This is a genomic window from Spirosoma aerophilum, from assembly GCF_054782495.1.
The window spans coordinates 420,226-445,699 of record NZ_BAAGSJ010000009.1; the positions used below are offsets into that span (position 1 = coordinate 420,226).

Below are 25,474 nucleotides of genomic sequence, written 5' to 3' on the forward strand. Positions count from 1 at the left end.
CAGCCCAGCTTATTTACAGATGTTTTCTACCTTTAAATCATTCAGAAAGTGGTTACTCACAGCAGGAGGTGTTTTTAGTCTGTTTGGACTGATCGCTTTCACTGAAATTCGGCATGGCGAGAAGCGTGTGCGGGAGGTAATCGTTCGATTGGATGAGGTAGATGGACATCGTTTTTTGACGCGACGAGACGTAATAGGTTATTTGACAAACGGTGGAGCTGATCCTGTTTTGGGAGAAGATTTTGACGATGTTAACTTACGAAAGTTAGAAGTCAGATTAAAACAGCATGGTTTGGTGAAAAAATGTCAGGTTTTTCGTGACTTAACCGGTAGTTTACTCGTCGTGATTGAACAGCCTCGCCCATTAGCTCGTTTAATGCCATCAGGAGATGGCCTTCGAAACGTGTCAGGACAGTATGTTAGTGAAGAGGGACGCTTTTTTCCTATTTCGATGAATTACTCAGCTCGCGTACCGATTTTAACAGGCAATTATTTTGCCACAAATCGTTCGCTGGCGAATGACCGGAACAGGCCGTTACTGGATTTGTTGAAACGAATTCATGATGATCCGTTCTGGCGGGCGCAAATTACCGAGTTATCGGTTGACGAGCAGGGTGAAGTGACCATGTGGCCGGAGGTAGGCAACCATAAAATTGAATTGGGGCCACCTACTGAATTAGACGAAAAATTTAAGAAATTGAAACTAGTTTATACAGACGTTTTACCAGCCAAAGGCTGGGATCACTACAGTCGGGTAAGCGTTCAGTATAAAAATCAAATAGTTTGCGAATGACATCAACGGGCATGGACGAGAAAATAGTGGTGGGTCTGGACATTGGCAGTACGAAAGTGTGTGCCGTGGCCGGACGGCTGATTCGAAATAATAAGGAACAGGAAACACTCGAGGTATTGGGTGTGGGCGAAACGAATTTGACGGATGGCGTAGCGAAAGGCTCCGTTGTGAATGTCAATAACACGGTGAATGCCATTAAACGTGCTGTAGCCGACGCATCGAACCAGTCGAACCTGAACATTCACCTGGTCAATGTTAGTTTTAGCGGGTCGCACGTCACATCGGTAAAGTCAACCGGCAGCATCACTCGCTCATCATCGGGTGATGAGGTGCAGACGGAAGACATCGATCACCTGCTCAATGATATGTATCGTACCTCCATTCCAGCCGACAAGGAGATTATCCATGTGCTGCCAATGGATTTTGTGGTCGATAACGAAACGAGCGTCAATCAGCCCGTTGGCCGTAATGGCGTAAAACTGGGTGCCGATTTTCAACTTATCACGGCCCAGGCCAACGCAGCCCGCAACATCCGCAAGTGTATTCTACGCAATAATCTGGCGCAGGATACGATGATGCTCTCGGCCCTGGCTTCCGGACTGGCCGTGTTGACCGACGAAGAAAAATACGCGGGCGTCGCTCTGGTGGATATTGGGGGTGGTACCACCGAAATGGCTATTTATTACCGTAACGTCTTACGTCACGTAGCCGTTTTCCCCTGGGCAGGTAACAGCCTGACGTCTGATATTCAGGCGGGCTGCAAAATCCTTCCGAACCAGGCAGAACTTCTCAAGAAAAAATTTGGCAGTGCCAATCCCAATGAATATAACCTCAATGAGGTTGTAGCCGTACCGGGATTGAGCAACCGCAAACCTAAAGATGTGCTGTTAAAAAATGTTGCCGTTATTATTGAAGATCGGCTTCGGGAAATTGCAGCACTTGTGCAGGCAGAAATCATCCGGTCGGGTTACGACGGCAAGCTACTGGGCGGCATTGTGCTAACGGGTGGCTCCGCTTTGATTCCGGGTGTAGAGCATATTTTTGGCCGGGTAACGGGCGTAGAGGAGGTTCGTGTCGGGTATCCCGAACACCTTGAACCGAATGGCCGCGCCGACCTGGTGGGTGACCCAGCGTATGCTACCGCCGTGGGCTTAGTATGGGCGGGTTACAAAACCATTGATAATCGTATTTCGTTTATCAGTGATCCAAATCGTGCGTATAAAGAAGATGAACAGCCTATCGGTCCCGTTCGGCCCGTTTATCCAACAGGAGGTAGCGTTACCAAATCGCCGGTTGGCATTAAGCCACCCGAGCCGGAACCCAAAAAGAGTTGGTTTGATAAGCTTAAAGAAGCACTTCAACCATCCAGAGGTAACGAAACCGATACGTATTAATGACCGTAACAAACCGGCCTTATGCCGGTTTGATGGCAATTAGGCAGTTTTCATAACGAACAGACACCACATACCCACACGATGAATAGTCAGGGCTATAGATTCGAACTTCCAGACGACAACCCGATCATAATAAAGGTTGTCGGCGTGGGCGGCATGGGCGGAAATGCCGTCAAGCACATGCACAAACTGAAAATGCAGGATGTGAGTTTTGCTGTGTGCAATACTGATCGTCAGGCCCTTATGAGTAATCCAGTACCCACAAAGTTACAATTAGGTGACGGATTAGGAGCGGGTACTGAGGCTAAAGCTGGCGAAGACGCAGCGCGTGCCAGTATTGACGAAATCCGTAATCTGCTGGCCCCTCCTACCAAAATGGTTTTCATTACGGCGGGTATGGGTGGTGGTACCGGTACAGGTGCGGCACCGGTGGTGGCTGAAGTAGCCCGGGAAATGGGCTTGCTAACAGTGGCCGTCGTGACAGCGCCCTATTGGTACGAAGGTACCGATAAGAAAGAGCAGGCTCGTGAGGGTATCGAAAAGCTGAAGAACAGCTGCGATACGGTGCTCGTCGTGCTCAATGACAAACTCGCGGAGTTGTATAGTGAGCTAACCTGGACAGAAGCCTATGCGCATGCCGATGATGTGCTGGCAAATGCCGTAAAGAGCATTGCCGAGATCATCACCACCCAGGGCGACATAAACGCTGACTTTGCCGACGTTAAGAAAGTACTTGAACAGGCTGGTCAATCGGTTATGGGCTCTGCCGAAATCGGTGGCGAAGATCGGGCTATCAAGGCAATCGAAGCAGCGTTGAACTCACCGTTGCTCAACGACCACGATATTCGGGGGGCTAAACGGATTCTGCTCACCATCTCGTCGAGCAAAGAACACGCCATGCGTTTGAAAGAACAAATGGCTATTTCGGAGCACGTAGCCAAGAGAATTCAGAGTGAAGCCAAGATGTTCAAGTTCGGGGCAATCACAGACGATAACCTTGGCGAGAACTTGCGGGTAACGATCATTGCGGCTGGTTTCGACGGTACAACTACCCTGATGGACCAACTTAAGGATACAACTGTGCAGGATACCGTTGATAGTCCTGATGTGGTAACCGACGAACTGCCGGAGTCTGTTCTGGAGCAGGAAGAGCCTAAGGAAGAGCTGGTACTGGTTGATGCCGACGGCGATGAGATTGACCCAAACCCAGTAGGCATCAGTGTCAAATCAGACGATAAGCAGACGCCAACCGGTTATAACGCGACAACGATCATCCGGCCTGAAACGCCCGGTATCATTCGGCCATTTTCGCACGAAGAGCCAGAAGTTCTTTTCTTCGATGACGAAGAGCGGCCCAGCGATGCCGATATGATTAAGCGAACAGTCGACGCTTTTGTGAAAGGGCAGTACCTGGCAGCCGACCTCGACCGGCCCACGTTTGAGCGGAATAAAACAATGCTTTATTCTCTTCCGATGTTGTCTGAGCAGGAGTTCGTCCGCTCAAAATTAAACGACTGATCGACGATAAACTTATTTCAGTTACTGAGCAGAGATTCATAAGAGTCTCTGCTTTTATTTTGCACCTATGGAACCCACCTCTGCCGACGTAAAAAATACCTTGCTTGCCCTGGCTCAACCCGAACGGACCGTTCTGGCCGCCCGCTTTTTTAAAACAGGGCCGGGTCAGTATGGCGAAGGTGATCAGTTTATGGGCCTTTCCATGCCTCAGCAGCATGGCGTAGCCAAACAATGGTCTAACCTTCCGGTCAGTGAGGTGGAACAACTTCTTCACGATCCCTATCACGAGTGCCGGATGGTTGGCCTGCTCATCTGGATAGACCAGTTCAAAAAGGCCAGCCCGGCTCACCAAACACTGATCCTGAACCACTACCTGGCGAACCGCCCGTGTATCAATAACTGGGATTTGGTGGATGTATCGTGCCCGGCTATCCTGGGTCAGTATATTCGCAGCCGAGATCGGGCTATTCTGTATGAACTGGCTAAAGAAGATAACTTATGGAGCCAGCGTATCGCCATCGTATCAACGCTGGCGCTTATTCGGGTGGGGCAGTTTAGCGATACGTTTGCCATTGCAGAGCTGCTTTTACCGCACAGGCATGACCTTATTCACAAGGCAACCGGCTGGATGCTCAGGGAAGTTGGCAAGCGGAACCCGGACGCCCTGGAGGAGTTTCTGCACGACCATATCCGGAATATGCCCCGAACAGCCCTTCGGTACGCTATTGAACGATTCGAGCCTTCTCGCCGGGCGTATTATCTGGATCCCATGCACACGAAGTGAGGTAACCCGTAAACACCGTTTGTCTTTCCCGGAGAATGCCTTACGAAGAAGGCTTTATCGAGAGAAACAGCTAGTGGACTGATGCCCGGCACAAAAGCAGCAGGATAGTCTGTAGGTACCGGAGCACCAAACCATTTCGTTTGTCTGAAGTTAGTTGTCGTATACACAACGACCGATGCATAAACGTTTCTACCTCTGGGCACCACTCCTAGTCCTGGCCCAACTACTTGTATTGCCGAGCCGTGCCCAGCTGGTGGCAGACGTTGAAACAGGTGCGGTTACCGGCACAGCTTACAACGACGTTCGTATCCCCAACACAGGGGGCACGCTGGTTAATCTGGCCAAGGAGCTAACGATCAAACCGAAGATATTCTACCGGTTGCGGCTCAGTTATACCCTGGCAAAGCGTCACACGATATCAGCCCTCTACGCTCCGTTAACCGTCCGCTACGATGGCAACTTTGACCAACCCGTCAACTTTAACAATACGGTGTTTACGCCCGAACAACCAGTAACGGCTTTTTATCAGTTCAATTCATACCGGCTAACGTATCGGTACGACATTGTAGCCCGTCAACGCTGGCGTGTTGGCCTGGGCTTGACGGCTAAAATTCGTGATGCCAATGTCCGGATCGTCAATGACGCAGCTAAGCAGGATACCAACTTCGACAATGTCGGATTCGTCCCTCTTGTCAACCTGTATGTAGCTTATCAGGCCACGGACCGTTGGCGCTTTATAGTGGAAGGAGACGCCTTAGGCTCCAAATTCGGACGTGCAGAAGATATTTTCGCCGGAGCGGCTTACCAATTTAGTAAAACGTTGGGCGTTAAAGGAGGCTACCGGGTGGTAGAAGGCGGAGCCGATGTAGATACAATTTACAACTTCACCTGGATCAACTATGCATCCGTAGGTCTTTTAGCAACCTTTTAAATACTTGTACAGTAGTAATCAATCGACAGATCACCGGTTCAATCACCAACCATCACTTAAGTGTTAAGGAAAGCCTTGCGGCCAAAACAATAGACATAACAGGCTAACCCTTTCCTAACATAAGTCACTCTCTATCAAACAAATCTGTGCATGTTTAATTAGGTTTTACTACTCCACAAGCACCTGAAATTGAATCGATCATATTATCCAATTAAACTATTTACACATCTATAGGTCAAACTCGCAAATCGGCTTTTAAAGCTCCATATCAGTACGTCATAACTCATATCCAGTTTAGCCCATGGAACCTGACCAGAGAAGCCACCAAAAGATAAATTTCCCTCTTTTGGTGGTAGAAGACAACAAAGATCAGCAATTAGTTATTTGCTATTGCTTACGGGCCAAGATTCCGCAGGCTGAACCCGTTTTTGCGGCTACCGCTCAGGAAACACTCGCCTATTTAAAAAGCTCCTTTGCGCTTCAACGAGATATGCCCAGACTGGTCTTTCTCGATCTCAGTTTGCCTGAGTTAACGGATGGCTTTACGTTATTAAGCCAACTACGGACCCAGTATCCGCTTCTTCCTGTCATAATTCTGAGCAGTCAATCAGAACCCGTTGTTATTAATAAATCCTATCAATTGGGTGCGCATTCGTTTTTAGCCAAGCCCCAAAGCCTCGACGAATGGGAGATTTTATTCCAGTCCATCAACGAATACTGGTTGGGCACGGTAACACTGTCTAAGTATGTCCTGACGATTTAGCCGTTCCCGCAAACTGCATACGATTGCCTTAACTCAATCCGCTTATCTTCCTGTTCCCGTCGCCGGGAGTTACCGATCCGCCCTGACAGCTGAGGTTCATAACCACAGGCCGTTAGGGCGGATTTACCGTTCCCTAAAGACATTGTCAACTGATCAAGAATACATTGATATTTATAGAGTTGTTGATAACTAGCGGCCATCGAATCGGAGGTCAGCTTATTTACTTATACACTTGCCGCAACGATAAGGTCTGAACTTGATAGAATTTAACTGTAAAAGCTAACCACCATGCCTGTCTTTATTGGTCAGGTAATGGAGCAACTATTTATGCACCCAGATACAGCTTCCCAACGTCGAATTAATTAAACCCGGTTCTTAGTTTTATTTACACCTGATGCCCTTATGCGTGCTTTATCTACACTCATGTGCCTGGCCATCCTGCCACTAACTGTTTATGCTCAGGCTCCTGACCGTCAACCGGCACTACCTCCACAATGGCATCACCTCGACCCGGCAACCGACCAGGTAATAGGCATCAGCACTGACCGGGCTTATGACCTGCTCAAAACGCTTCCTTCACCGCAAACGGCCCGTCCCGTTATTGTGGCAGTCATTGATGGGGGTGTCGATGTAGCCCACGAAGACCTAACGTCCGTGATGTGGACAAATACAACCGAAATTGCCGGAAACGGGAAAGATGACGACCACAACGGATATACCGATGACCGCCATGGCTGGAACTTCCTGGGGAAGAAAGACGGGCACACCATCGCTTATCTTCCGAAAGAAGAGACCCGCCTGTATGCCCGGCTCAAACCCCTGTATGAAGGAAAAAGCCGGGCATCCCTGTTACCGGCTCAACGGGCTGATTTCGATCTTTACCAAATCGTGAAGCCTTACTTCTCTCAAAAAAGAGCCGAAGCCAACGAGGCATTCCAGAAAGATACAGAGTTGCTGAATGCCGACAAAGACCATATTGATAAGCTTAAAAAAGCGTTCGGTACGAGCAAAATAGATACCGCGATGCTCCACCATCCATCCTTCTCTGATACTACTCTGATTCAGTATGCGCAGCAGTATTACCAATTTCTAAAACGAGCTGATAAAGCGGATCTCGACTCTATGCTTGTTGTTTTTACATCCTTCAACGATCAGCTTAAGAATAGACTCAACTACGACTACGACCCTGACTACAAACCAGCTCATGAGCGAGGGGACAACCCGGCCAGCCTGACCGAACGGTATTATGGAAACGCCGATGCAACGGGCGGCTATACCCAACGCGGCACCCGACACGGTACCCATGTGTCAGGGATCATTGCCGCTGAGCGGAACAACAGCCTGGGCGTGAAAGGCATTACCGACCATGTGCAAATCATGAGTGTAGTAGCTATACCGGATGGCGATGAATACGATAAAGACGTAACCAACGCCATCCGGTATGCCGTCGACAACGGCGCCACCATTGTTAACATGAGCTTCGGCAAATATTTCTCGCCCGAAAAAGCGGTAGTCGATGAGGCCATCCGGTATGCCAATACCAGGGGCGTGTTGCTGATCCATGCCGCAGGTAACGACCATCTGGACCTCGACTCCGCCCGTCAGTATCCTGCACCCACATACCTGAATGGGCAAACGATCCCGAATCTGATGACAATAGGTGCCAGTAGCCGCCTGAACGATAGTACGCTGGCGGCTCCGTTTTCCAACTATGGCAAGCGGATGGTGGATGTTTTTGCGCCCGGCGATTTTATTATATCGACAACGCCCAAAGGCACATATGGGCCAAGCAGCGGCACAAGCATGGCTACGCCCGTAGTGGCCGGCATTGCAGCCGTGCTAAAATGGTATTTTCCGAAACTAAGCCCGGCCGATCTGAAACGCATTATTTTACAATCGGCCGTGCCTTACCATACGCAGGTCGTGAAGCCGGGCACGAAGCAGAAAGTCGATTTTGCTACACTATCCAATACCGGTGCCATTGTTAACCTGTACGAAGCGGTAAAACGGGCATTGGCCGAACAAACGATGGCCAGAAAAAAGTAACGGAAGCCATACCGGCGGAACCACTCCAAACGTCTCGCATCCTCAAAAACAAGTCTAATTTATACTCCCTTATTTGCTTATGAAGCTCTTAGCTGCTTTGGTAATCAGTCAAATGACCATTGCTCTGGTACAAGCCCAGGCCCCTACGGCCGATCAGGTCCGGCAGGCAATTGCCCAGTCCGTCACGGAATTAAAAATTCCGCCCATACCCGTTGGGGCTGTTGAAAATCAAGTTGTGAAGCAGGGAAACCAGTCGATAGCCATTCGCCTGTACCGACCCGCTCCCGGTAACCTGACCACGGCACGGCCCACCCCCATCATTTATCAAATTCATGGAGGAGCCTGGGTGGCGGGTGATCTGGATACGCACGACAATATCTGTCGGCGGTTGTGCCGCGATGCCAACGCGGTTGTGGTGGCGGTGGATTACCGGCGTCCACCCGAACACACCTACCCGGCATCGCTCGACGATGCGATGGCTGTATTAATCTGGATTCAGGCCAACCGGGCCACGCTTAGTCCGAAAGGGCCGCTGATCCTGCTGGGCGACAGCGCTGGTGGCAACTTTGTGGCATCGACCTGCCTGAAGAACGCCGAAGCAGCCCGGCCGGTCCCTATAGCCGCCCAGGTGCTCATCAACCCGGCCCTCGATATACGGCCCGGCTCAGTGACGTTTAAAACGTATGAGATGTTTGTGCGGTGGGGGATGCCGGACCTGTCGAAAGCCAATGAGCCGTATGCATCTCCCCTGACGTCAACGCAGTTGGCAAAGATGCCGCCTGCAGCTATCGTGGTTGGCGAGGTCGATGAAATTAGGGAAGACGGTGTGCAGATGCACCAGAAACTACAGGCTGCCGGTGTGAAGAGCACGCTGTTTGAACAACCCAAAGCCGGGCATTTTTCGGAGTACTGGTGCGCCGACCACCCTATGGTAAAACCAGCACTGACGTTTGTACTGCAACAAATTGCGGCCGTCCGATAAGGTCCGGTTTCATCCAAAATCCTAGCTAAACTACCTGTTCTTATGCCATCCAGCCAATACCTGATTCAGCGTTATAACGTTCACTTTGACCATACCCGTGGAACCGGCAGTCCTGTCCAGCATAGCCGTACCCGCTTTCTGCACCTTCGGTTCGCGGGGAGCGGTAACAAGCCGAATAATCTGTTCATTTTGAGCTTTATTCCCGATGCCACCTTTGCCGATACGGGCGACCTGACCAAATTAGCCAACGGAGCTTACCGTATGAGTGCCCGACTGCCGCTCAGTGAGTTTGCCGCTTACTACGATCTGCTGCGCAATGAGCAACCTCTGTCGGTCTGGTTCGAGTATGGTACAGAGCCAGCGGTCGGCCAAACCGTTCCACTTCTTAACTTCTCGCTGTTTAGTGGGGATGAGCCTCTCGGGGAAGGGCCCGCTGACCAGACAGCTTAGCCTGGGGTGAAAGCCCGGCAGGGCCTTACCGAAGATCTTTATCGAACCATTGCCGATACTGGTATTCGTGGACAAGCCAGAAGAGCGGGGCCAGCAGGAAGCCTCCGAACAGACATACCGAGCCACTAATGATGAGGTCGGTCGTTGTGAGGGATTGGGAGGCTGCTTTCCAGCCCAGGTCATTCAGAGCCAGTACCAGACCAATCAACGAACCGTATTTACCCACGTAGCGCGGGAACCCTTTTCGACGAACTTTCTGCCATTTGTAAACGTCGGTAGCTTTCATGGCCTTACGTAATTAGAGAATAATAGGAAATACATGTATACTAACGCGGTTGGCTCCTCTATTCCTATCACCGACATCGTGTATTTAGTAAACGGAGGGCAGGCACCGCCATTTGCCTTTGGCCACTGTTCAATGGGGTAACGGCTTTTCAAAGCAGTCCCGCTCAGGTATGCGCGTAAGGTTCATAATCGGCCCATTCGTCAATATCCGTCAAGGCCTCCAGCCGCGTAAGCGTCAGGCCCTTTTGCCCAATGACCTGCTCCGTTTTCCGACAAAGGTCGGGCTGGCTCCAGGGCATATTCTCAAACACGAAGGGTTGCAGAGCGTTCATGCCCAGCAGATAATAGCCGCCATCGGTGGCCGGGCCAATGACCAGATCGGTGGTCTTGAGCGCGTCGAACGCCTGCCGTAGGTGGTCGGGCGTGATGGTCAGGCAATCGCTGCCAATGATAACAACGGTCGTTGCCCCTTCGGCAAACTGCTCTTGAAAAGCATTCAGCATCCGTTCGCCCAGGTCGGCACCGATCTGCCTGTATTTGGCATAGTTGTTCCAGCCGTCGTCGGGGTTAATGTGATCGCCGTAATAAATCACGCACCGGCCCGAAAAAGTGGAAACCAGTTCCTGCGTGTACACAAGCAGATGCTGATACACCTCAACCGCTTTGGCGTCGCCCACCGTCCGGGCAATGCGTGTTTTCACCTGACCCGGAATCGGGTTTTTCACAAAAACAATGAGGTGCTCAGAAGCCATACGTTTGCGGAAGAAGCGTTAATCATTTTTTGACTGGCGGGCCGATTCGTGACTCGACACCCAGTCCAGCGACGAAATGGCTGCGGCCAGCGACAACTCTCCGGCAGCTACGACTCCGGCCACAATTTCGGCAAACTTATGCACCTGCCCCGATCCATAACAGCCCAATATATTCAGGCATTCCTGCTGCGTAGGTAAGCCGGTACCTCCGCCTACGGTACCGACAATCAACGAAGGCAGCGTGACCGACCCGTAAAAGTCGCCGTTAGGCAACAGTTCGGAGGTGGTGATGGCGGCCGACGATTCGGCCAGGCAGGCCACATCCTGACCCGTAGCGATGAACAGAGCCGCCAGCCCATTTACCGAATGCAGGCCGTTGTTGTTCGTTCCGGCCATAAACGCACCCAGATTGCCAATTCGGGCGTGGCGGTCCAGTTGCTCCGGCTCAACCTGCAACTCGCGCAGAAGAATATCCTTCGGAATGGTCACTTCAGCCGTTACGCGCTTGCCCCGCGTTTGCAGTGTATTCACAAACGACGGTTTCTTGTCGGTGGCCAGGTTGGCTTCGAGGTAAAAATGCTCGATACCGGATACATGCTGCAGGAGGTAGTTGCAGGCTGCCAGTGTCGCTTTGGTAACCATGTTCTGCCCGGCGGCATCGCCCGTGGTGTAGCCAAACCGCAAAAACAACATGCGTCCGGCCTGGTGGGGCGTTATGTATTGCAGTTGGGCAAACCGGGAGGTGGACTCCGCTTCCTGTCGCAGGACGGGTTCGTTGTCGGCGACCCAGCGGGAGAGGTCACGGGCAGCGCGGGCGTCGCGCATGACAAAGACGGGTGCCCGCTGCATGCCTTCGTCGACGACCGTGCAGGTAACACCCCCGCATTGGTTGATTAACTTCATACCCCGATTATACGAAGCCACCAGCGTCCCTTCGGTGGTAGCCATCGGAATCAGGAAGTCGCCCTGCGCGTGTTCCCCGTTGATGCGCAAGGGACCGGCCAGACCAATGGGCACCTGCGCTACGCCCACAAAATGCTCGCAGTTGCCCCGAACGAGCGCCGGGTCGAACGGGTACGTTGTCAGGTACTGCGGGTTGGTCTGGGTGTAGTCTGCCAGAAAATTCTGTCGCTGCCGGATACTGTCGGAAGAGGTGTCATCGACCGGGTCACGCGGAATCGTTGGGCGTTGACTATTGAGGGCCTTTGCTTCGGCATTAGGAACCTGTAATTCATCGGCAACGGTCAGTGTTAACGTACCAAACGGCTGTGTTTGCAGGGTCAGTTCAATCGTATGCCGACCGGGTGGCAGTGGTGCGGCCTGAGCGTAAGCCGTTACCTTCCGGCGCAGGGGAAAGTCGAGCGGATTCTCAGACGAAATCGTTCTGACCTCCACAGCAGCATTTCCTTCCAACTCAAGCGTAAACACGTCGGGCGAATACGATTGACCGTCAATGCGAATCTGGCTAACGCCCAAAAAGCGGGCGTCGGCCAGTCGATTCTTCAGCGAAAACATAAAGCCCGTTGGTGTATTCTGCAGACTATTGCGGGTATACAGCTGCTTTAGCAGTACATTGGGGATAAATCGAAACATCTATTTTTGGTGGGCCGTCGTCGTAGCCGCGTTATCGTAAACCGTCTGCGCCGTGAAACGGTTATTTGGTCAATCAGGGTTTTCCTATGAAAGAAACGAACACGGATAATACAGATCGAACGGATTTGCACCAACAGACGAGCTGCTTACAGATTTTACCAGTGCAAATCCGTTCGATCTGTATTATCCGCGATTCCATTTTAGCCATCATCGGGTGAATCCATTTTTACAAGAAAGCCCTGTTTCGTAACTATATCCGTGTCCAGCATTTCCATCATCATTCCAACCGTCAACGAAGGCCGAACCCTGCCACGCCTGTTGCGGCAACTTCGGCAGTTGGACCCTGTACCGCTGGAAATTATTGTAGTCGATGGGGGCAGTACCGACCAAACGCTTCCGTTTCTCAGGCAATATACGGAGACGGAACGGGCGCGGATGCAGGATATGCCCATCCAGTTGTTACAAAGCCCCATAGCCCGTCGATCGGTGCAGATGAACCTGGGGGCACGAGCCGCTACCGGCGATTACCTTTGCTTTCTGCATGCCGATACAACCCTGCCCGACGATGCCCTGATGGTCATTCGCGAGACGCTGGCTGAACCCAAAACGGCAGCGGGTGGCTTCATTTCGATCATGCGCGGGCCGCTCCGCACCAGTTGGCTCACGTCTTTTCACAACTTCATTAAAACATACTACGCACCGCTGTTTTTCCGGCCGATATTATTTTTTTCACGCGGGGCCCGGCTGCTGTTTGGTGATCAGGCCATCTTTTGCCGCCGTCAGCAATTTCTTGATTGTGGCGGTTTTGCCGATGAACTGCCCATCATGGAAGAAGCCGACATGCTGCTGCGGCTGGTGCGCTTTGGCCGCATTCGGCAGGTGAACCGGATTGTCGAATCTTCCGACCGGCGGGTAGCCAAATGGGGCTTCTGGCGAGCCAACGGCCTGTTTTTATATGTGGGTGTGCTGTGGGGCATTGGCTACTCGCCCGAAAAGCTGAAACAGTTATATGAAGATATCCGGTAGTGTACCGGTTGTGTTGAAGTGACTGATGTAAACGCCATATCTTGAAGATATGGCGTTTACATCAGTCACTTCAACACAACCGCCCCCACTCAGTACAACCGTCGAACCACTTGCTTGACCCAACCGGGAATGTTGCCTTTCAACTGTTCCAGCAACGCCATTTTACTCACGCGGGACGCTACCGGATAGGGATAAATCTTGTTCTGGATGGCTCCCGCACCCAGGTCCGCTGTATTGGCCAAAATCAGATCCTGAATCATTTCGCCGGCCTGAGGAGCCACCAGACTCCCGCCCAGCAGTTTGCGTTTGCCAAAGAGTTTGTGCCCTTTCGACAGGTACAGCCATAGTTTGCCATACTGATAATCGTCGATAACGGCCCGGTCATCTTCGCCGAAGCCATACACAATCTTCTCATAGGCAACGCCCTGCTCTGTCAACTGCTCTTCGCTTAGGCCGAAGGTCGCCACTTCGGGATCGGTGAAGGTGACCCAGGAAAAATTCTCGTAGGAGACTTTCTTTTTGAGCGGAGACAGGAAGTTATTCATGAGAATGGGCGCCTGCATTTCGGGCGTGTGCGAAAAGTAAAGCTGCCCCGTTACATCACCGATGGCGTAGACCTGCGGGTTGGTCGTGCGCAGATAGGCATCCAGTTTGAGCTTGCCGGATTCAGTGGCAATGCCCGCAGCTTCGGGCTGTAACGCATCCACATTGATCTGACGGCCAATAGACACCAGCACGGCATCGAAGCCCAACTGGCTTTGTGTGCCCGCGGCATCTTCAATCGTCGCCAGCGTGGCCGATGGAAAAGCAACCAGTTTCGTGTTTACCCGAATGTCGATGCCCTCCAGCGAAAGACGTTCCATCAACAGTTCCGAAACCTCGGGGCCCTCTTTTCCTAAAATACGCCCCGCCGACTGGACGATGGTCACCGCTGACCCGAGCCGATGAAGCGCCTGCCCAAGCTCAACGGCCACGGGTCCGCCCCCAACCACCAACAAACGCTTTGGCAGCGCGTCCAGATTGAAAATCGTGTGATTATCGTACAAGGCGACGGCCTCAATGCCGGGCACCTTGAGCGGAATTGCCTGAGAGCCCGTGGCAATGACGATTCGTTTGGCGGTGAAGGTTTTACCAGCCGCTTCGAGGGTGTTTTTGCCCGTGAACCGAGCCGTACCAATCACCACATCAATGCCTTGCTGACGGAAGAAATCAGCGTTTTCGTGTTGTTTGATCCGGGAGATTCGCTCCTGAATGTATTGCTTGACAAGACCGAAATCGGGTTTGCCGCCATCCGTTAAACCGAATGCTTGAGCGGCTTTTGCCTGATGAACCTGTCGGGATACGTGAATGAGGGCCTTACTGGGAACGCAGCCCGTATTCAGGCATTCGCCCCCAATGTTCTGTTCATCCTTCTCGATAAACAGGATTTTAAAGCCCAGTTCATACATGGTCAGGCCAATGCTAAGCCCGCCCGAACCGGTACCGATCACGATCAGATCATAGCGGCTCATGCGGTGGTACCTCCACAGCTTGAGCCCGCCCCGGCCGTACAGCCATAACAGTGTTGATTAACGACAACAGCCCGCTGGTTCAATGTATCCAGATCGAACTGGCGCACATGCTGCACCGAACTGGCCACTTTCAGGTCGAGCATCTGGTTGAAGTCGCAGTCGTGCAAATAGCCATCCCAGCTAACCGACAGCGTGTTGCGGCACATGACCCCAGCTGCGGCAGTCGGGTTGAAGGCATTCACCAACTTTTCCATATAGCCATTGTAGTTACCCGATGAGATCAGGTAGTCCAGGTAGCGGCTGATGGGGATGTTCGTAATCGCGTACAGGTCGTTGAATACGATACCGAACTCGTCGAGCAGCGCCCGCTTGAACTGGCGCTGCAAACCAGCCTGCGCTCCCGGCAGGAAAGCGCCGTTGGGGTTATAGACCAGATTGAGCCGCAAACCCGTATCGGGCTGGCCATAGCCAACCGCGTTGAGCATGCGCAACGCCTTCACTGAGTCCTCGAATACGCCTTTTCCCCGTTGCCGGTCGGTTTTATCCGCGTTGTAGAAAGGCAACGAGCTCACTACTTCGACCTGGTGCTGACGAAAAAACTCGGGCAAGTCGTGGTATTTTGGATTGGCAACGATGATGGTCAGGTTGCAGCGAACGATGACATGCCGCCCCAGTTTTCGGATCTCTTCCACAAACCAGCGAAAATCCGGGTTCATTTCCGGCGCCCCGCCCGTCAGATCGACCGTTGGGATGGCCGTTTTCGCCAGCGCGTCCAGGCATTGCTGCATCGTTTCGCGAGTCATGATCTCCTTCCGATCCGGTCCCGCATCGACGTGGCAGTGCCGACAAACCTGATTGCACATCTTCCCGACGTTGATCTGAAACACAACGGGGTCTACCGGTCGGAGCGGAAACAGCCCGGCCTCATCCAGTTTCTGATGGAACAGCGGTAGTTGCAATGTATCGGCGACTTCGTCGTGCAGCGACTGCAATTGCAGGGCGGTGCTGGCCAGCTGATGACCACTGGCTTTGAGTGATTTCATAAAGGTGAAAGAGCCAAAGAGTGAAAGAGCCAAAGAGTGAAAGAGCGAAAGAGCGGCTTGCTAACGTGACGTCATGGCACTCTTTCACTCTTTCACTCTTTCACTCTTTCACCCCTCGTTACATGGATATTTCTTTTGCTTTGTTCATCATCTGCACCCCGTGTACCAGCGACGAACCACCCCGAATGGCCGCAGCGACGTGAACAGCCTCCATCATTTCGGCTTCTGAACAGCCTTTTTCCAGCGTGTCGGTGGTGTAGGCGTCAATGCAATAGGGACATTGTACCGTGTGAGCTACTGCCAGCGCGATCAGCGATTTTTCGCGGGCGGTCAGGGCACCTTCAGCAAATACGGCACCATAATATGAGAAAAATTTATCGGCCATTTCTTTCTGAAACTCGCCGATGTTGCCAAACTTTTTGAGATCCGCAGGATCGTAATAGGTACCCATGAGGTATGATTTAGTTGATCAATATACAGGTTTCTACCGCCCGAACAACTTGCGAACGGCTTTTACTACTTCCGGCACAGCCAGGGCAACCGAAGCAATCGATACGACGGTTGCCGTCTGGCAATAAAAACACAACGCCTTGTTGTCCTTCCATTCTTCGCGCGCCAGCTGAATATTCAGGGCTGTGTCGGCCAGCATCTTTACCCCCATCGCCACCGGTAATGCCGGGTTGGTTTCTGCCCGATTTTTGCCACCGGCCCCGGCCAGCGCAGCGGTTACACCGTAATTTACGAGCATCAGCAGCGCATCGGGAATGTCGAACCGTTTGTAGGCATAGGCCGAAGCATCTACCTTCTCTGAGTCAATATACGGAATGGGCGGGTCAGGCAGATGTTTTATAATGCCCAGTTGATACAGACTTACCACCTGACCAAGAGTGGCACCAACCAGGGATAAACCAACCAGCCAGCGTCGCCGATTCAAATCATCGGTCTGCTCCAGTCGTAACTCGTGACTTAATTGAATTGGGTTCATAACGTTCGTTTGTTTTTACAGGTATCGCGACCAGATTTCAGCCGATTTGGTCTGATAACCGGCTGTTTTTCCCAATTGTTCGCTATAGCTAGCGACCAGTCCACTCCTGACAAATGATCAGCCATAAGCGGGTTCCTACGACTCAACTGACCCTAAACTCCTGCTCACGATTTGTAACACGTCACGAAGTATTAACCCTTTAGTTACTTTGTATTTTCTTTTATTTTTTTCTTTTACTTTCTTTTATTTAATAAAACCGTACATTTGCCCATAGATAAATCCACTTATTTCGGATCAATATCCAAGTGAGTGATATAGCTGGCGTAACGACTTACGTTTTCTTTATTTTTACCGGAAAAATCGAAACTAGTAGAAATAGTACTTGCTATGCTGGCTAATCAACGAAGGGAAAAAATACTCGAATTACTGAAAGAAGACGGCTCCGCGAAGGTCGTTAACCTCGCCAAACTCTTTAAGGTAACCGAGGTAACGATTCGGCAGGACCTCGACAAACTGGAGAAAGACGAACTGGTTGTCAAAGAGCACGGAGGAGCCTACCTGAAAAATGTCGAAGATCAGGTTCGTACGGTTTCGCTGGCGAATCAGGAAAACATTGCCAAGAAAGAACGGATTGCCGCCAGGTGCCTGGACTATATCGAGAGTGGCGACAGCATTATCTTGGACTCCGGCTCGACAACTACGGAGATTGCCAAGAAATTACGCGGCTATAAAAACCTGACTGTCATTACCAATGCGCTCAACATTGCCCTGATTCTGGGGGCTGAGCCGGGCATCGACGTGATTATGACCGGGGGCGAATTCAAACCGCCGACCCTGTCGCTAACGGGCCAGAAAGCTGCCGATTTTTTTAAGGGGCTCAATGTACAGAAGCTCTTTCTGGCTACGGCGGGTATCTCGCTCAAGTCAGGGCTCACCTACCCGAGTATCAGCGATCTGGTCGTCAAAAAAGCCATGATCGATGCGGCCGATACGACTTATCTGGTTGCCGATTCAACCAAAATAGGTAAAAGCTCACTCGCCAGTCTGGGCGCTTTGTCGCTTATCGATTACATCATTACCGACGCCGAAATCGAAGAAAAACATAAACAGGTATTTCGCGACAACGAAATCGAACTCATTATAGCGAGCTAATCCATCATGCAGGTAAAAACGAGTGGTCTCATCAGCATGGGCGTCATTATTGGCAACCGTGATTTCTTCCCCGATAAACTGGTTGGCGAATGCCGTACCGATCTTCTGGATGCCTTTGCCAGGGCCGGTATCAAGCCGATCATGCTGGACGAAGCCGCCACGAAGCTGGGCGGAGTCGAAACCTTTCAGGAAGCCCAAAAGTGTGCTGACCTCTTCCGTCGGCATGCCGACGAGATCATGGGCGTGCTGGTCGTGCTGCCTAACTTCGGCGATGAGAAAGGGATTGCCGAAACGTTGAAACTGGCCCGACTGGATGTACCGGTGCTGGTTCAGGCTTACCCCGACGACCTCAACCGGATGGATGTAGCCCGTCGGCGGGATGCCTGGTGCGGCAAAATCTCGGTTTGCAACAACCTCTATCAGTTCGGTATCAAATACAGCCTGACCACCAAACACGTTGTGCACCCCTCCGACCCCAGCTTTGCCGCCGATCTGAAAAACTTCATGGGCGTTTGCCGGGTCGTGAAGGGCCTGCGGAATGTTCGAATTGGGGCGGTAGGTGCCCGGCCAGGGGCGTTCAACACGGTACGGTACAGCGAAAAGATTCTCCAGCGAAACGGCATTTCGGTCGTTACGGTCGACCTCTCCCATATTCTGGGTGTGGCCAATAAGCTGACCAAAGACGATCAGTCGGTGAAAGACCGGCTCGATGCCATAAAGGCCTACACCCCTACCGGTCGCACACCGGATGATAAACTGGTACAGATTGCCAAACTCGACGTTGTCCTCAACGAATTCATGTTGGAACACGCCCTGGATGCTACGGCGATTCAGTGCTGGACGTCGCTTCAGCAGAATTACGGCTGCAACGTCTGTACCAGCATGAGCATTATGAGCGAGAACATGCTCCCCAGCGCCTGCGAGGTAGACGTAACGGGAACGCTGAGTATGTACGCCATGCAACTGGCCTCCGGCTCGCCGAGTGCGCTCGTCGACTGGAACAACAACTATGCCGACGACGAGGATAAGTGTGTGCTGTTTCACTGCGGCAACTGGGCCAAATCCTTCCTTCCCGATATTGAGATCAGCACCGCTCCCATTCTGGGAACGACCGTTGGCGAAGAGAACACGTACGGTGCGCTGGCGGGTCGCACGCCCGCATCTCCCCTCACCTTTGGCCGCATCAGTACCGATGACCCCAAAGGCATTATGAAAGCCTACATCGGCGAAGGCATGCTGACGGACGATGCGCTCAACACCTTCGGGAACCGGGCCGTGGCGAAGATCGACAACTTACAGGGGCTGATGCAGTACGTATGCCGCAACGGGTTCGAACACCACGTGGTAATGAATGCGTCCAAAACAGCGGGTATCCTTCAGGAAGCCATGGCGAATTACATGGGATGGGAGGTACATACCCATCAGTCGTAGTCATACAGTACGCAAAAAGCACAACCCTTCACCACCTGACCAATGAAAACCAATCGAATCAGTACGCACCTGATGTGGCTGATAGGCCTGATTTCAACCTCGACCTTATGGGCACAGCAACGACCAAACACCGTTGTATCGCCCGAAGTTAGACCCGATAACTCGGTGATTTTCCGGATCAAAGCCCCCAACGCCAAAAGTGTTCGCCTGATTGGAACGTGGCTGAAAGATCTGCGAAACACCATCGCCCTGACGCCCGGCGATTCGGGGGTCTTTGAAGCGAAAGTGGGGCCGATTCCCGCAGACATGTATGAGTACCGCTTTATTGTCGATGGTATTCCCGTGCTCGACCCCGCCAATAACGTAGTCACCCGCGACGGCCCCATTTTTGAAAACCGCCTGATACTACCCGGTCCACTGACGCAGTTGTACGACGTGCAGGCCGTTCCCCACGGCTTATTGTCCTCGGTCTGGTATCCATCGCCTACCATCGGTATGGACCGTCGGATGGAGATTTACACCCCGCCAGGTTACGGAAAAAGCAAGACCAGCTACCCGGTCCTGTACCTGTTTCACGGCGGAGGGGGTGACGAGGAAGGGTGGATCAGCCGGGGCCGAACGAACTACATTCTGGATAATCTGATTGCCGCCGGTAAGGTCAAACCCATGATTGTGGTCATGACCAACGGGGTACCCACTGTGGCAGCCGCTCCGGGCGAACGGCCCGCCTTTGCCAAAGCAACACCCGGCGAACTGGTCGGCATTCAGGCCATGACATCGGGTAAATTTGAGACGAGCCTGATCAGGGATGTTATCCCTTACGTAGAAGCCAATTACCGGGTAATCGCTGACCCGGCCCACCGGGCGATTGCCGGGCTTTCGATGGGCGGCTACCATACCCAGCAGATTACCAATGCCAACCCCGGAACGTTCAAGTACATTGGTGTCATGAGCATGGGCGTTTTTGACGGACCCATGGCGCGAAACTACAATCGGCAGGAACACATCAACCAGCTCAATGCACTCAAACAGGCTAAACCAACCCTTTACTGGATCGCCTGCGGAAAAGACGATTTTCTGTACGACGGGGTGACCCGGCTTCGGGCGCTGTACGATCAGGTCGGCTTACCGTACACATACCGGGAAAGTGAGGGAGGCCACACCTGGGTCAACTGGCGGCTGTATTTAACAGAACTCGCCCCTAAGCTTTTCCGGTAACACCAATTTCCAACCGATTGACCCCGCGAATAGTACAGTACTAATCCGGTTCGATCTTCCATACATCGCTAAGCATGACTGTCGATGAACTAGCCCGCAAGTCGGTTTTGTATCGAAAAAACATCCTCAAATACATTGTCAAGGCCAAAGCCGGACATACGGGGGGTAGCTTATCGTGCATCGACATACTGAATGTGTTGTACAACAGCGTACTGAATGTCAGCCCCGAAACAGCCAAATCGCCAAACCGGGACCGCTACATTCAGAGCAAGGGACACTGCGTCGAAGCGCTTTACACGGTGTTGGCCGATCAGGGCTTTTTCCCGGAATCCGACCTGGAAACCCTTTGTCAGTACCAATCCCACTACATTGGCCACCCCACAAAAAAAGTAAACGGAGTCGAGCAGAATACCGGCTCGCTGGGCCACGGGCTATCGTTGAGTGTGGGCACGGCGCTATCGGCAAAGATTGACGACCTGTCGTTCCGGGTATTTACGCTGCTTGGCGATGGCGAACTACCCGAAGGCTCCAACTGGGAAGCGGCCTTGCTGGCAACACAGTACAAACTGGATAACCTCTGCGCCATTGTCGATAAAAACGGCCTGCAGATTTCCGGCCCCACGGCAGACGTGTGCAGCACCGACCCCCTGGACCAGAAATTCGAGGCCTTCGGCTGGGCCGTTCGCCACGTAGACGGGCACCATATAGAAGCTCTTCAGGAGGCTTTCGATGCTTTACCGTTCGAAGCAGGCAAGCCAAGCCTGATCATTGCCCATACCGTAAAAGGCAAGGGCGTGAGCTATATGGAAAATCAGCTTAAATGGCACCACGGCGTACCCAACGAGGAGCAGTATGCGCAGGCACTAACCGAGTTGAACGAAGTAGCCTCAGCCATTCAATAAACCATAAATCTGAACACATTATGGGAGACGTTGCGACGCCAACAGTACGGGAAGCCCAGGCAAATCTGGATATTTTCTCCGCTACATTGCAGGACCTGGCCGCCACCGACCGTAACCTGCTGGTCGTTACCAGCGATTCGCGCGGGTCGGGGAAGCTGGTGCCTTTTGCCCAGAAATACCCAAAGCAACTGATTGAAATTGGGATTGCCGAGCAGAATCTGGTGGGCGTCGCTGCGGGTCTGGCTTCCACAGGCAAGAATGTATTTGCCGTTTCGCCTGCCTGTTTCCTGACCGCCCGCTCGTTTGAGCAGATCAAAACCGATGTGGCCTACTCCAACAATCCGGTTCGGCTGGTGGGCATCAGCGCGGGTGTCAGCTACGGGGCTTTAGGGTCTACGCACCACAGCCTGCATGATTTTGCCGCGTTGCGGGCCGTTCATAATCTGACGATCGTTGCACCGGCCGATAATTTTGAAACCGGGCAGGCCATTCGGCAGGCCGCCCAAATGGATACGCCCGTTTACCTGCGGTTCGGGAAAAAGCCCATGCCGCTGCTGTCGGAAACGAATCGGGCATTTGCGTTCGGCAAGGGGCGGGTGGTCAGCGAGGGGGATGACCTGATTCTGATCGGCACCGGCGAAACCGTTTACCCGGCCCTGCAAGCCGCCCGACGGCTGGCAGCCACACACGGCATCCGCGCCACGGTGATCAGTATGCACACCATTAAACCGCTGGATTACGACTTGCTGGCGACGGTAGCGGCTAAAGGCTGCCCCATTGTCACGGTGGAAGAACATAGCGTATATGGCGGTTTGGGCGAGGCCTGTGCGTCGTTTCTGTTGATGAACGGCTTCCGAAACCGGTTCCGGATCATGGGCATCCCCGACGAATACACCGTTACCGGCTCGCAACCGGAGATTTTCAACCATTACGGATTATCAGAAGCGGGTATTGCGGCTCAGGCCCTCACATTGTTGACCTAAACCACGTATTTCCCGGCCCTCTGCGAATGTCTGCGTACGAATCACCCATTTATCTACAGTCCACATGAAACCGTTTTTGCTCCTTCTGCTCACCCTCCTGACCGGCATCGCGGTAGCGCAGCCCAACAGTCCCAAAACACGGCTGATTGTGCTAACCGATATTGAAAATGAACCCGACGATTCGCAGTCGCTGGTGCGGCTGCTGACCTACGCCAACCTCCTCGATCTTGAAGGGCTGATTGCCACCACCTCCATTCATCTGCAAAAACGCGTGGCCCCCGAAACCATTCACAAGATGGTGAACGCCTACGGCAGGGTGCAGCCCAACCTGCTCAAACACGAGCCCGGCTACCCGACTGCGCAGGCTCTGAAAACACTGATCAAAAAAGGCCTGCCCGTGTACGGCATGGGCGGTGTGGGCGAGGGAAAAGAGTCCGAAGGCTCAGCCTGGATAATCCGGCAACTGGAAAAACCTGACAACCGCCCGATATGGGTATCGGCATGGGGCGGGGTGAATACGCTGGCCCAGGCCTTGTGGACCATTCAGAAAACCCGCACCCCTGAGCAGGCCGAGCGGCTTTACCGAAAACTGCGGGTGTACACCATCTCGGATCAGGACGATAGCGGCCCCTGGATTCGGAAAACGTTCCCGACTGTATTTTATGTGGTGAGCCCCGGCTACGGTTACGAATTTGCTACCTGGCGGGGTATCAACACGGGCGAACCCGGTACCCACCCCGAATCTGTCAGCGAAGCCTGGCTGGCCGACAATATCCAGCAGGGGCATGGACCAATGGGGGCCCTGTACCCCGATGTCGCCTTTGGTATGGAGGGCGATACCCCCTCGTTTCTGGGCCTGATTCCGAACGGCCTGAACGCTCCGGAACACCCCGACTGGGGCGGCTGGGGTGGACGGTATGTTCTGCAGACCCCCACGCTGGTGCCCAGCAGGAATAAACCCGCCAGTGCCCCGGCCGAAGAACCCGAAACGCGGCCGATCTGGAGCAACTCGGCCGATTCGGTCCTGGCACCCATTGCCTTTATGAACGCTTCGGCCAACAGCGGACCGAAAGCCCGGAAGAGCCTTCAGGCTACCATCTGGCGGTGGCGCACCGAATTCCAGAACGATTTTGCCGCCCGCATGGACTGGTGTGTCAAACCCTATAAAGAAGCCAATCACCCACCTGTACCCAAGCTGTCGCATCCCGAAAACATGACCGTCAAATCGGGCGAGCAATTTTATCTGGTAGCCTCCGAATCCACCGACCCCGATGGCGATGCGCTGAGTTTCCGCTGGATGTTCTATCCCGAAGCCAGTACCTACCAGGGCGTTATTCTGTACGAAAACTATGTCTCGAATATTTATGAAGCCCGGCCTATTGCCCCCAAGGTGACAAAGCCGGAAACGCTTCATTTCATCCTGAAGGTGACCGACAAAGGCAAACCAGCCCTAACGCGCTATAAGCGGATCATCGTTACCGTAGTGCCGTAACCGCATCCTAAAACCTGAACCCTCATGAAACTTCCCTACCTCTTTACGCTGCTTGGCCTGTTGTGCCTGTCACCGGCTTTAGGGCAGAACCAGCCGGGCTCCCCGAAGCTGCGGATTCTGGTCCTGACCGATATTGAAAACGAGCCGGACGATGCCCAGTCGATGGTGCGCTTTCTGACTTATACCAATCAATGGGATGTGGAAGGTCTGGTTGCGACAACGTCCGTGCACCAACGCAACCGGATAGCTCCCGAGCGGATTCGGCGCATTGTGGAAGCCTACGGCAAAGTCAGAGCGAACCTCCTGCTACACGAAAAAGGGTATCCCGAAACGGCCTACCTGCTCAGTGTCATTAAATCGGCCATTCCCCGGTATGGCATGAATGCCGTTGGGCCGGGCAACGATTCCGAAGGGTCAGAGCACATCATTTCGGTGGTCGACAGGAAAGACGACCGGCCGGTATGGGTACCGGTTTGGGGAGGAGCCAACTGCCTGGGGCAGGCACTCTGGAAAGTAAGGCAGACACGCTCCCCCGAAGAAGTTGACAAATTCGTCGCCAAACTTCGGGTGTATACCATCTCCGATCAGGATGACTCGGGCCCCTGGATTCGGAAAACCTTTCCTAACCTGTTCTACATCGTTAGCCCAGGCTTTCATGCGCTGGGCGGTTACCACTACTCAACCTGGCGGGGCATCAGTGGCGACGGCTTTACGCGGGGGTTCGACGGAGCCGACTCCAGCCTGGTCAATAACGCCTGGCTGGACGCAAATATTCGCCAAAATCACGGACCGCTGGGCGCCGAACATCCGCATACGGACTACATCATGGAAGGCGATACACCGAGCTTTCTGGGTTTGGTCAACAACGGACTGAACGATCCTGAACATCCAAATTACGGAAGTTGGGGCGGACGTTACGAACGCTACACCCCCCGAACCCGAAAGTGGTTTCTGGAACCCGAAACCCGCCCCATCTGGACCGATGCAGAAGATGAAGTGCAGGGCATCGACGGGGCCTGGCATAACAGCAACAAAGCCACCATCTGGCGCTGGCGACAAGCCTACCAGCATGACTTTGCGGCCCGCATGGACTGGACGACCAAGCCCTATAAAGATGCTAATCACCCACCCATCGCCAAGCTTAATCACGCTGGCGAATTACGGGCAAAGAGTGGCGAAACCGTCAAACTGAGCGCCGAAGGCTCTACAGACCCCGATGGTAACGAGCTGACCTACGACTGGATCTACTACCGCGAAGTGGGCACTTTTGATAGTAACCGGGTGCCGGACATACAGGACAGGCAACGCAGAAACGCCACTTTCGTCGCCCCAAAAGTCGATAAACCCGAAACGATCCACATTATCCTTGCCGTAACCGACAAAGGCGTTCCTGCCCTGACGCGCTATCAGCGGGTAATCCTGACCGTCTTTCCATGATCA

The 25,474-nt window shown here is 52.9% G+C and carries 24 protein-coding genes; 17 read left to right on the plus strand and 7 right to left on the minus strand.

What is annotated here, in order from left to right:
- Positions 1-19 precede the first annotated feature (19 nt).
- The 9 genes from ACYVK4_RS09450 to ACYVK4_RS09490 all read left to right on the plus strand — a co-directional run bounded on the left by ACYVK4_RS09450 (position 20) and on the right by ACYVK4_RS09490 (position 9,661).
- Positions 20-793 carry a cell division protein FtsQ/DivIB gene (locus ACYVK4_RS09450; protein WP_461127246.1) on the plus strand — a complete coding sequence of 258 codons (774 nt, stop codon included), beginning with the start codon at positions 20-22 and terminating at the stop codon, positions 791-793.
- A complete protein-coding gene (ftsA, locus tag ACYVK4_RS09455) occupies positions 790-2,187 on the plus strand; it encodes a cell division protein FtsA (RefSeq protein WP_461127247.1) in 1,398 nt (465 codons plus the stop codon). Before ACYVK4_RS09450 ends, ftsA begins: the two co-directional genes overlap by 4 nt.
- A gap of 81 nt (positions 2,188-2,268) precedes the next feature.
- Positions 2,269-3,705, plus strand: a complete 1,437-nt coding sequence (gene ftsZ / locus ACYVK4_RS09460; protein ID WP_461127248.1) for a cell division protein FtsZ — start codon at positions 2,269-2,271, stop codon at positions 3,703-3,705.
- Positions 3,706-3,772: 67 nt separating this feature from the next.
- Positions 3,773-4,489, plus strand: coding sequence for a DNA alkylation repair protein (locus ACYVK4_RS09465; protein ID WP_461127249.1), 717 nt, complete (start codon positions 3,773-3,775; stop codon positions 4,487-4,489).
- 175 nt (positions 4,490-4,664) lie between these two features.
- A complete protein-coding gene (locus tag ACYVK4_RS09470) occupies positions 4,665-5,420 on the plus strand; it encodes a porin family protein (RefSeq protein WP_461127250.1) in 756 nt (251 codons plus the stop codon).
- A gap of 301 nt (positions 5,421-5,721) precedes the next feature.
- Positions 5,722-6,183 (plus strand): response regulator, encoded by a 462-nt coding sequence (locus ACYVK4_RS09475; RefSeq protein ID WP_461127251.1) that lies wholly within the window; start codon positions 5,722-5,724, stop codon positions 6,181-6,183.
- A 402-nt stretch (positions 6,184-6,585) separates the two neighbouring features.
- The gene (locus tag ACYVK4_RS09480) at positions 6,586-8,229 is read left to right on the plus strand and encodes a S8 family serine peptidase (RefSeq protein WP_461127252.1); all 1,644 of its coding nucleotides are present in this window, start codon (positions 6,586-6,588) and stop codon (positions 8,227-8,229) included.
- Between the two features lie 79 nt (positions 8,230-8,308).
- A complete protein-coding gene (locus tag ACYVK4_RS09485) occupies positions 8,309-9,211 on the plus strand; it encodes an alpha/beta hydrolase (protein ID WP_461127253.1) in 903 nt (300 codons plus the stop codon).
- A gap of 42 nt (positions 9,212-9,253) precedes the next feature.
- Positions 9,254-9,661: a hypothetical protein gene (locus ACYVK4_RS09490; RefSeq protein WP_461127254.1), complete on the plus strand. Its 408-nt coding sequence runs from the start codon at positions 9,254-9,256 to the stop codon at positions 9,659-9,661.
- Between the two features lie 25 nt (positions 9,662-9,686).
- Here ACYVK4_RS09490 and ACYVK4_RS09495 read toward each other — a convergent pair whose 3' ends face one another.
- The 3 genes from ACYVK4_RS09495 to ACYVK4_RS09505 all read right to left on the minus strand — a co-directional run bounded on the left by ACYVK4_RS09495 (position 9,687) and on the right by ACYVK4_RS09505 (position 12,291).
- On the minus strand, positions 9,687-9,947 hold the full coding sequence (locus ACYVK4_RS09495) for a hypothetical protein (protein WP_461127255.1): 261 nt from the start codon (positions 9,945-9,947) through the stop codon (positions 9,687-9,689).
- Positions 9,948-10,110: 163 nt separating this feature from the next.
- Positions 10,111-10,698, minus strand: a complete 588-nt coding sequence (locus tag ACYVK4_RS09500) for a TIGR04282 family arsenosugar biosynthesis glycosyltransferase (protein WP_461127256.1) — start codon at positions 10,696-10,698, stop codon at positions 10,111-10,113.
- A gap of 18 nt (positions 10,699-10,716) precedes the next feature.
- A complete protein-coding gene (locus tag ACYVK4_RS09505; RefSeq protein WP_461127257.1) occupies positions 10,717-12,291 on the minus strand; it encodes a hydroxymethylglutaryl-CoA reductase in 1,575 nt (524 codons plus the stop codon).
- A gap of 258 nt (positions 12,292-12,549) precedes the next feature.
- On the opposite strand from ACYVK4_RS09505, the gene ACYVK4_RS09510 reads away from it, so the two are divergent.
- Positions 12,550-13,317: a TIGR04283 family arsenosugar biosynthesis glycosyltransferase gene (locus tag ACYVK4_RS09510; protein WP_461127258.1), complete on the plus strand. Its 768-nt coding sequence runs from the start codon at positions 12,550-12,552 to the stop codon at positions 13,315-13,317.
- Positions 13,318-13,406: 89 nt separating this feature from the next.
- On the opposite strand, the gene ACYVK4_RS09515 is transcribed toward ACYVK4_RS09510, so the two are convergent.
- From ACYVK4_RS09515 to ACYVK4_RS09530, 4 genes are all read right to left on the minus strand, one after another.
- Positions 13,407-14,828: a dihydrolipoyl dehydrogenase family protein gene (locus ACYVK4_RS09515; protein ID WP_461127259.1), complete on the minus strand. Its 1,422-nt coding sequence runs from the start codon at positions 14,826-14,828 to the stop codon at positions 13,407-13,409.
- Entirely contained in the window at positions 14,825-15,871 is a 1,047-nt protein-coding gene (gene arsS / locus ACYVK4_RS09520) for an arsenosugar biosynthesis radical SAM (seleno)protein ArsS (protein WP_461127260.1), read from the minus strand. The genes ACYVK4_RS09515 and arsS overlap by 4 nt, the downstream gene beginning before the upstream one ends.
- Before the next feature lie 118 nt (positions 15,872-15,989).
- Entirely contained in the window at positions 15,990-16,322 is a 333-nt protein-coding gene (locus tag ACYVK4_RS09525) for an arsenosugar biosynthesis-associated peroxidase-like protein (protein ID WP_461127261.1), read from the minus strand.
- 33 nt (positions 16,323-16,355) lie between these two features.
- Positions 16,356-16,856 carry a vitamin K epoxide reductase family protein gene (locus ACYVK4_RS09530; RefSeq protein WP_461127262.1) on the minus strand — a complete coding sequence of 167 codons (501 nt, stop codon included), beginning with the start codon at positions 16,854-16,856 and terminating at the stop codon, positions 16,356-16,358.
- Between the two features lie 387 nt (positions 16,857-17,243).
- Here ACYVK4_RS09530 and ACYVK4_RS09535 point away from each other — a divergent pair, with 387 nt between their 5' ends.
- From ACYVK4_RS09535 to ACYVK4_RS09565, 7 genes are all read left to right on the plus strand, one after another.
- Positions 17,244-18,008 (plus strand): DeoR/GlpR family DNA-binding transcription regulator, encoded by a 765-nt coding sequence (locus tag ACYVK4_RS09535; RefSeq protein ID WP_461127263.1) that lies wholly within the window; start codon positions 17,244-17,246, stop codon positions 18,006-18,008.
- Positions 18,009-18,014: 6 nt separating this feature from the next.
- Positions 18,015-19,439 carry an L-fucose/L-arabinose isomerase family protein gene (locus tag ACYVK4_RS09540; RefSeq protein WP_461127264.1) on the plus strand — a complete coding sequence of 475 codons (1,425 nt, stop codon included), beginning with the start codon at positions 18,015-18,017 and terminating at the stop codon, positions 19,437-19,439.
- Positions 19,440-19,481: 42 nt separating this feature from the next.
- On the plus strand, positions 19,482-20,657 hold the full coding sequence (locus tag ACYVK4_RS09545; protein ID WP_461127265.1) for an esterase: 1,176 nt from the start codon (positions 19,482-19,484) through the stop codon (positions 20,655-20,657).
- 74 nt (positions 20,658-20,731) lie between these two features.
- Positions 20,732-21,559: a transketolase gene (locus tag ACYVK4_RS09550; protein ID WP_461127266.1), complete on the plus strand. Its 828-nt coding sequence runs from the start codon at positions 20,732-20,734 to the stop codon at positions 21,557-21,559.
- A gap of 20 nt (positions 21,560-21,579) precedes the next feature.
- Entirely contained in the window at positions 21,580-22,542 is a 963-nt protein-coding gene (locus ACYVK4_RS09555) for a transketolase family protein (RefSeq protein WP_461127267.1), read from the plus strand.
- A gap of 64 nt (positions 22,543-22,606) precedes the next feature.
- Positions 22,607-24,034 (plus strand): DUF1593 domain-containing protein, encoded by a 1,428-nt coding sequence (locus ACYVK4_RS09560; protein WP_461127268.1) that lies wholly within the window; start codon positions 22,607-22,609, stop codon positions 24,032-24,034.
- 24 nt (positions 24,035-24,058) lie between these two features.
- Entirely contained in the window at positions 24,059-25,471 is a 1,413-nt protein-coding gene (locus ACYVK4_RS09565) for a DUF1593 domain-containing protein (RefSeq protein WP_461127269.1), read from the plus strand.
- Positions 25,472-25,474 lie beyond the last annotated feature (3 nt).

Coding starts and splice junctions, on each gene's coding strand:
- ACYVK4_RS09450 (WP_461127246.1), top strand. CDS start 20: ATGTTTTCTACCTTTAAATCATTCAGAAAGTGGTTACTCACAGCAGGA.
- ftsA (WP_461127247.1), top strand. CDS start 790: ATGACATCAACGGGCATGGACGAGAAAATAGTGGTGGGTCTGGACATT.
- ftsZ (WP_461127248.1), top strand. CDS start 2,269: ATGAATAGTCAGGGCTATAGATTCGAACTTCCAGACGACAACCCGATC.
- ACYVK4_RS09465 (WP_461127249.1), top strand. CDS start 3,773: ATGGAACCCACCTCTGCCGACGTAAAAAATACCTTGCTTGCCCTGGCT.
- ACYVK4_RS09470 (WP_461127250.1), top strand. CDS start 4,665: ATGCATAAACGTTTCTACCTCTGGGCACCACTCCTAGTCCTGGCCCAA.
- ACYVK4_RS09475 (WP_461127251.1), top strand. CDS start 5,722: ATGGAACCTGACCAGAGAAGCCACCAAAAGATAAATTTCCCTCTTTTG.
- ACYVK4_RS09480 (WP_461127252.1), top strand. CDS start 6,586: ATGCGTGCTTTATCTACACTCATGTGCCTGGCCATCCTGCCACTAACT.
- ACYVK4_RS09485 (WP_461127253.1), top strand. CDS start 8,309: ATGAAGCTCTTAGCTGCTTTGGTAATCAGTCAAATGACCATTGCTCTG.
- ACYVK4_RS09490 (WP_461127254.1), top strand. CDS start 9,254: ATGCCATCCAGCCAATACCTGATTCAGCGTTATAACGTTCACTTTGAC.
- ACYVK4_RS09495 (WP_461127255.1), bottom strand. CDS start 9,947: ATGAAAGCTACCGACGTTTACAAATGGCAGAAAGTTCGTCGAAAAGGG.
- ACYVK4_RS09500 (WP_461127256.1), bottom strand. CDS start 10,698: ATGGCTTCTGAGCACCTCATTGTTTTTGTGAAAAACCCGATTCCGGGT.
- ACYVK4_RS09505 (WP_461127257.1), bottom strand. CDS start 12,291: ATGTTTCGATTTATCCCCAATGTACTGCTAAAGCAGCTGTATACCCGC.
- ACYVK4_RS09515 (WP_461127259.1), bottom strand. CDS start 14,828: ATGAGCCGCTATGATCTGATCGTGATCGGTACCGGTTCGGGCGGGCTT.
- arsS (WP_461127260.1), bottom strand. CDS start 15,871: ATGAAATCACTCAAAGCCAGTGGTCATCAGCTGGCCAGCACCGCCCTG.
- ACYVK4_RS09525 (WP_461127261.1), bottom strand. CDS start 16,322: ATGGGTACCTATTACGATCCTGCGGATCTCAAAAAGTTTGGCAACATC.
- ACYVK4_RS09530 (WP_461127262.1), bottom strand. CDS start 16,856: ATGAACCCAATTCAATTAAGTCACGAGTTACGACTGGAGCAGACCGAT.
- ACYVK4_RS09535 (WP_461127263.1), top strand. CDS start 17,244: ATGCTGGCTAATCAACGAAGGGAAAAAATACTCGAATTACTGAAAGAA.
- ACYVK4_RS09540 (WP_461127264.1), top strand. CDS start 18,015: ATGCAGGTAAAAACGAGTGGTCTCATCAGCATGGGCGTCATTATTGGC.
- ACYVK4_RS09545 (WP_461127265.1), top strand. CDS start 19,482: ATGAAAACCAATCGAATCAGTACGCACCTGATGTGGCTGATAGGCCTG.
- ACYVK4_RS09550 (WP_461127266.1), top strand. CDS start 20,732: ATGACTGTCGATGAACTAGCCCGCAAGTCGGTTTTGTATCGAAAAAAC.
- ACYVK4_RS09555 (WP_461127267.1), top strand. CDS start 21,580: ATGGGAGACGTTGCGACGCCAACAGTACGGGAAGCCCAGGCAAATCTG.
- ACYVK4_RS09560 (WP_461127268.1), top strand. CDS start 22,607: ATGAAACCGTTTTTGCTCCTTCTGCTCACCCTCCTGACCGGCATCGCG.
- ACYVK4_RS09565 (WP_461127269.1), top strand. CDS start 24,059: ATGAAACTTCCCTACCTCTTTACGCTGCTTGGCCTGTTGTGCCTGTCA.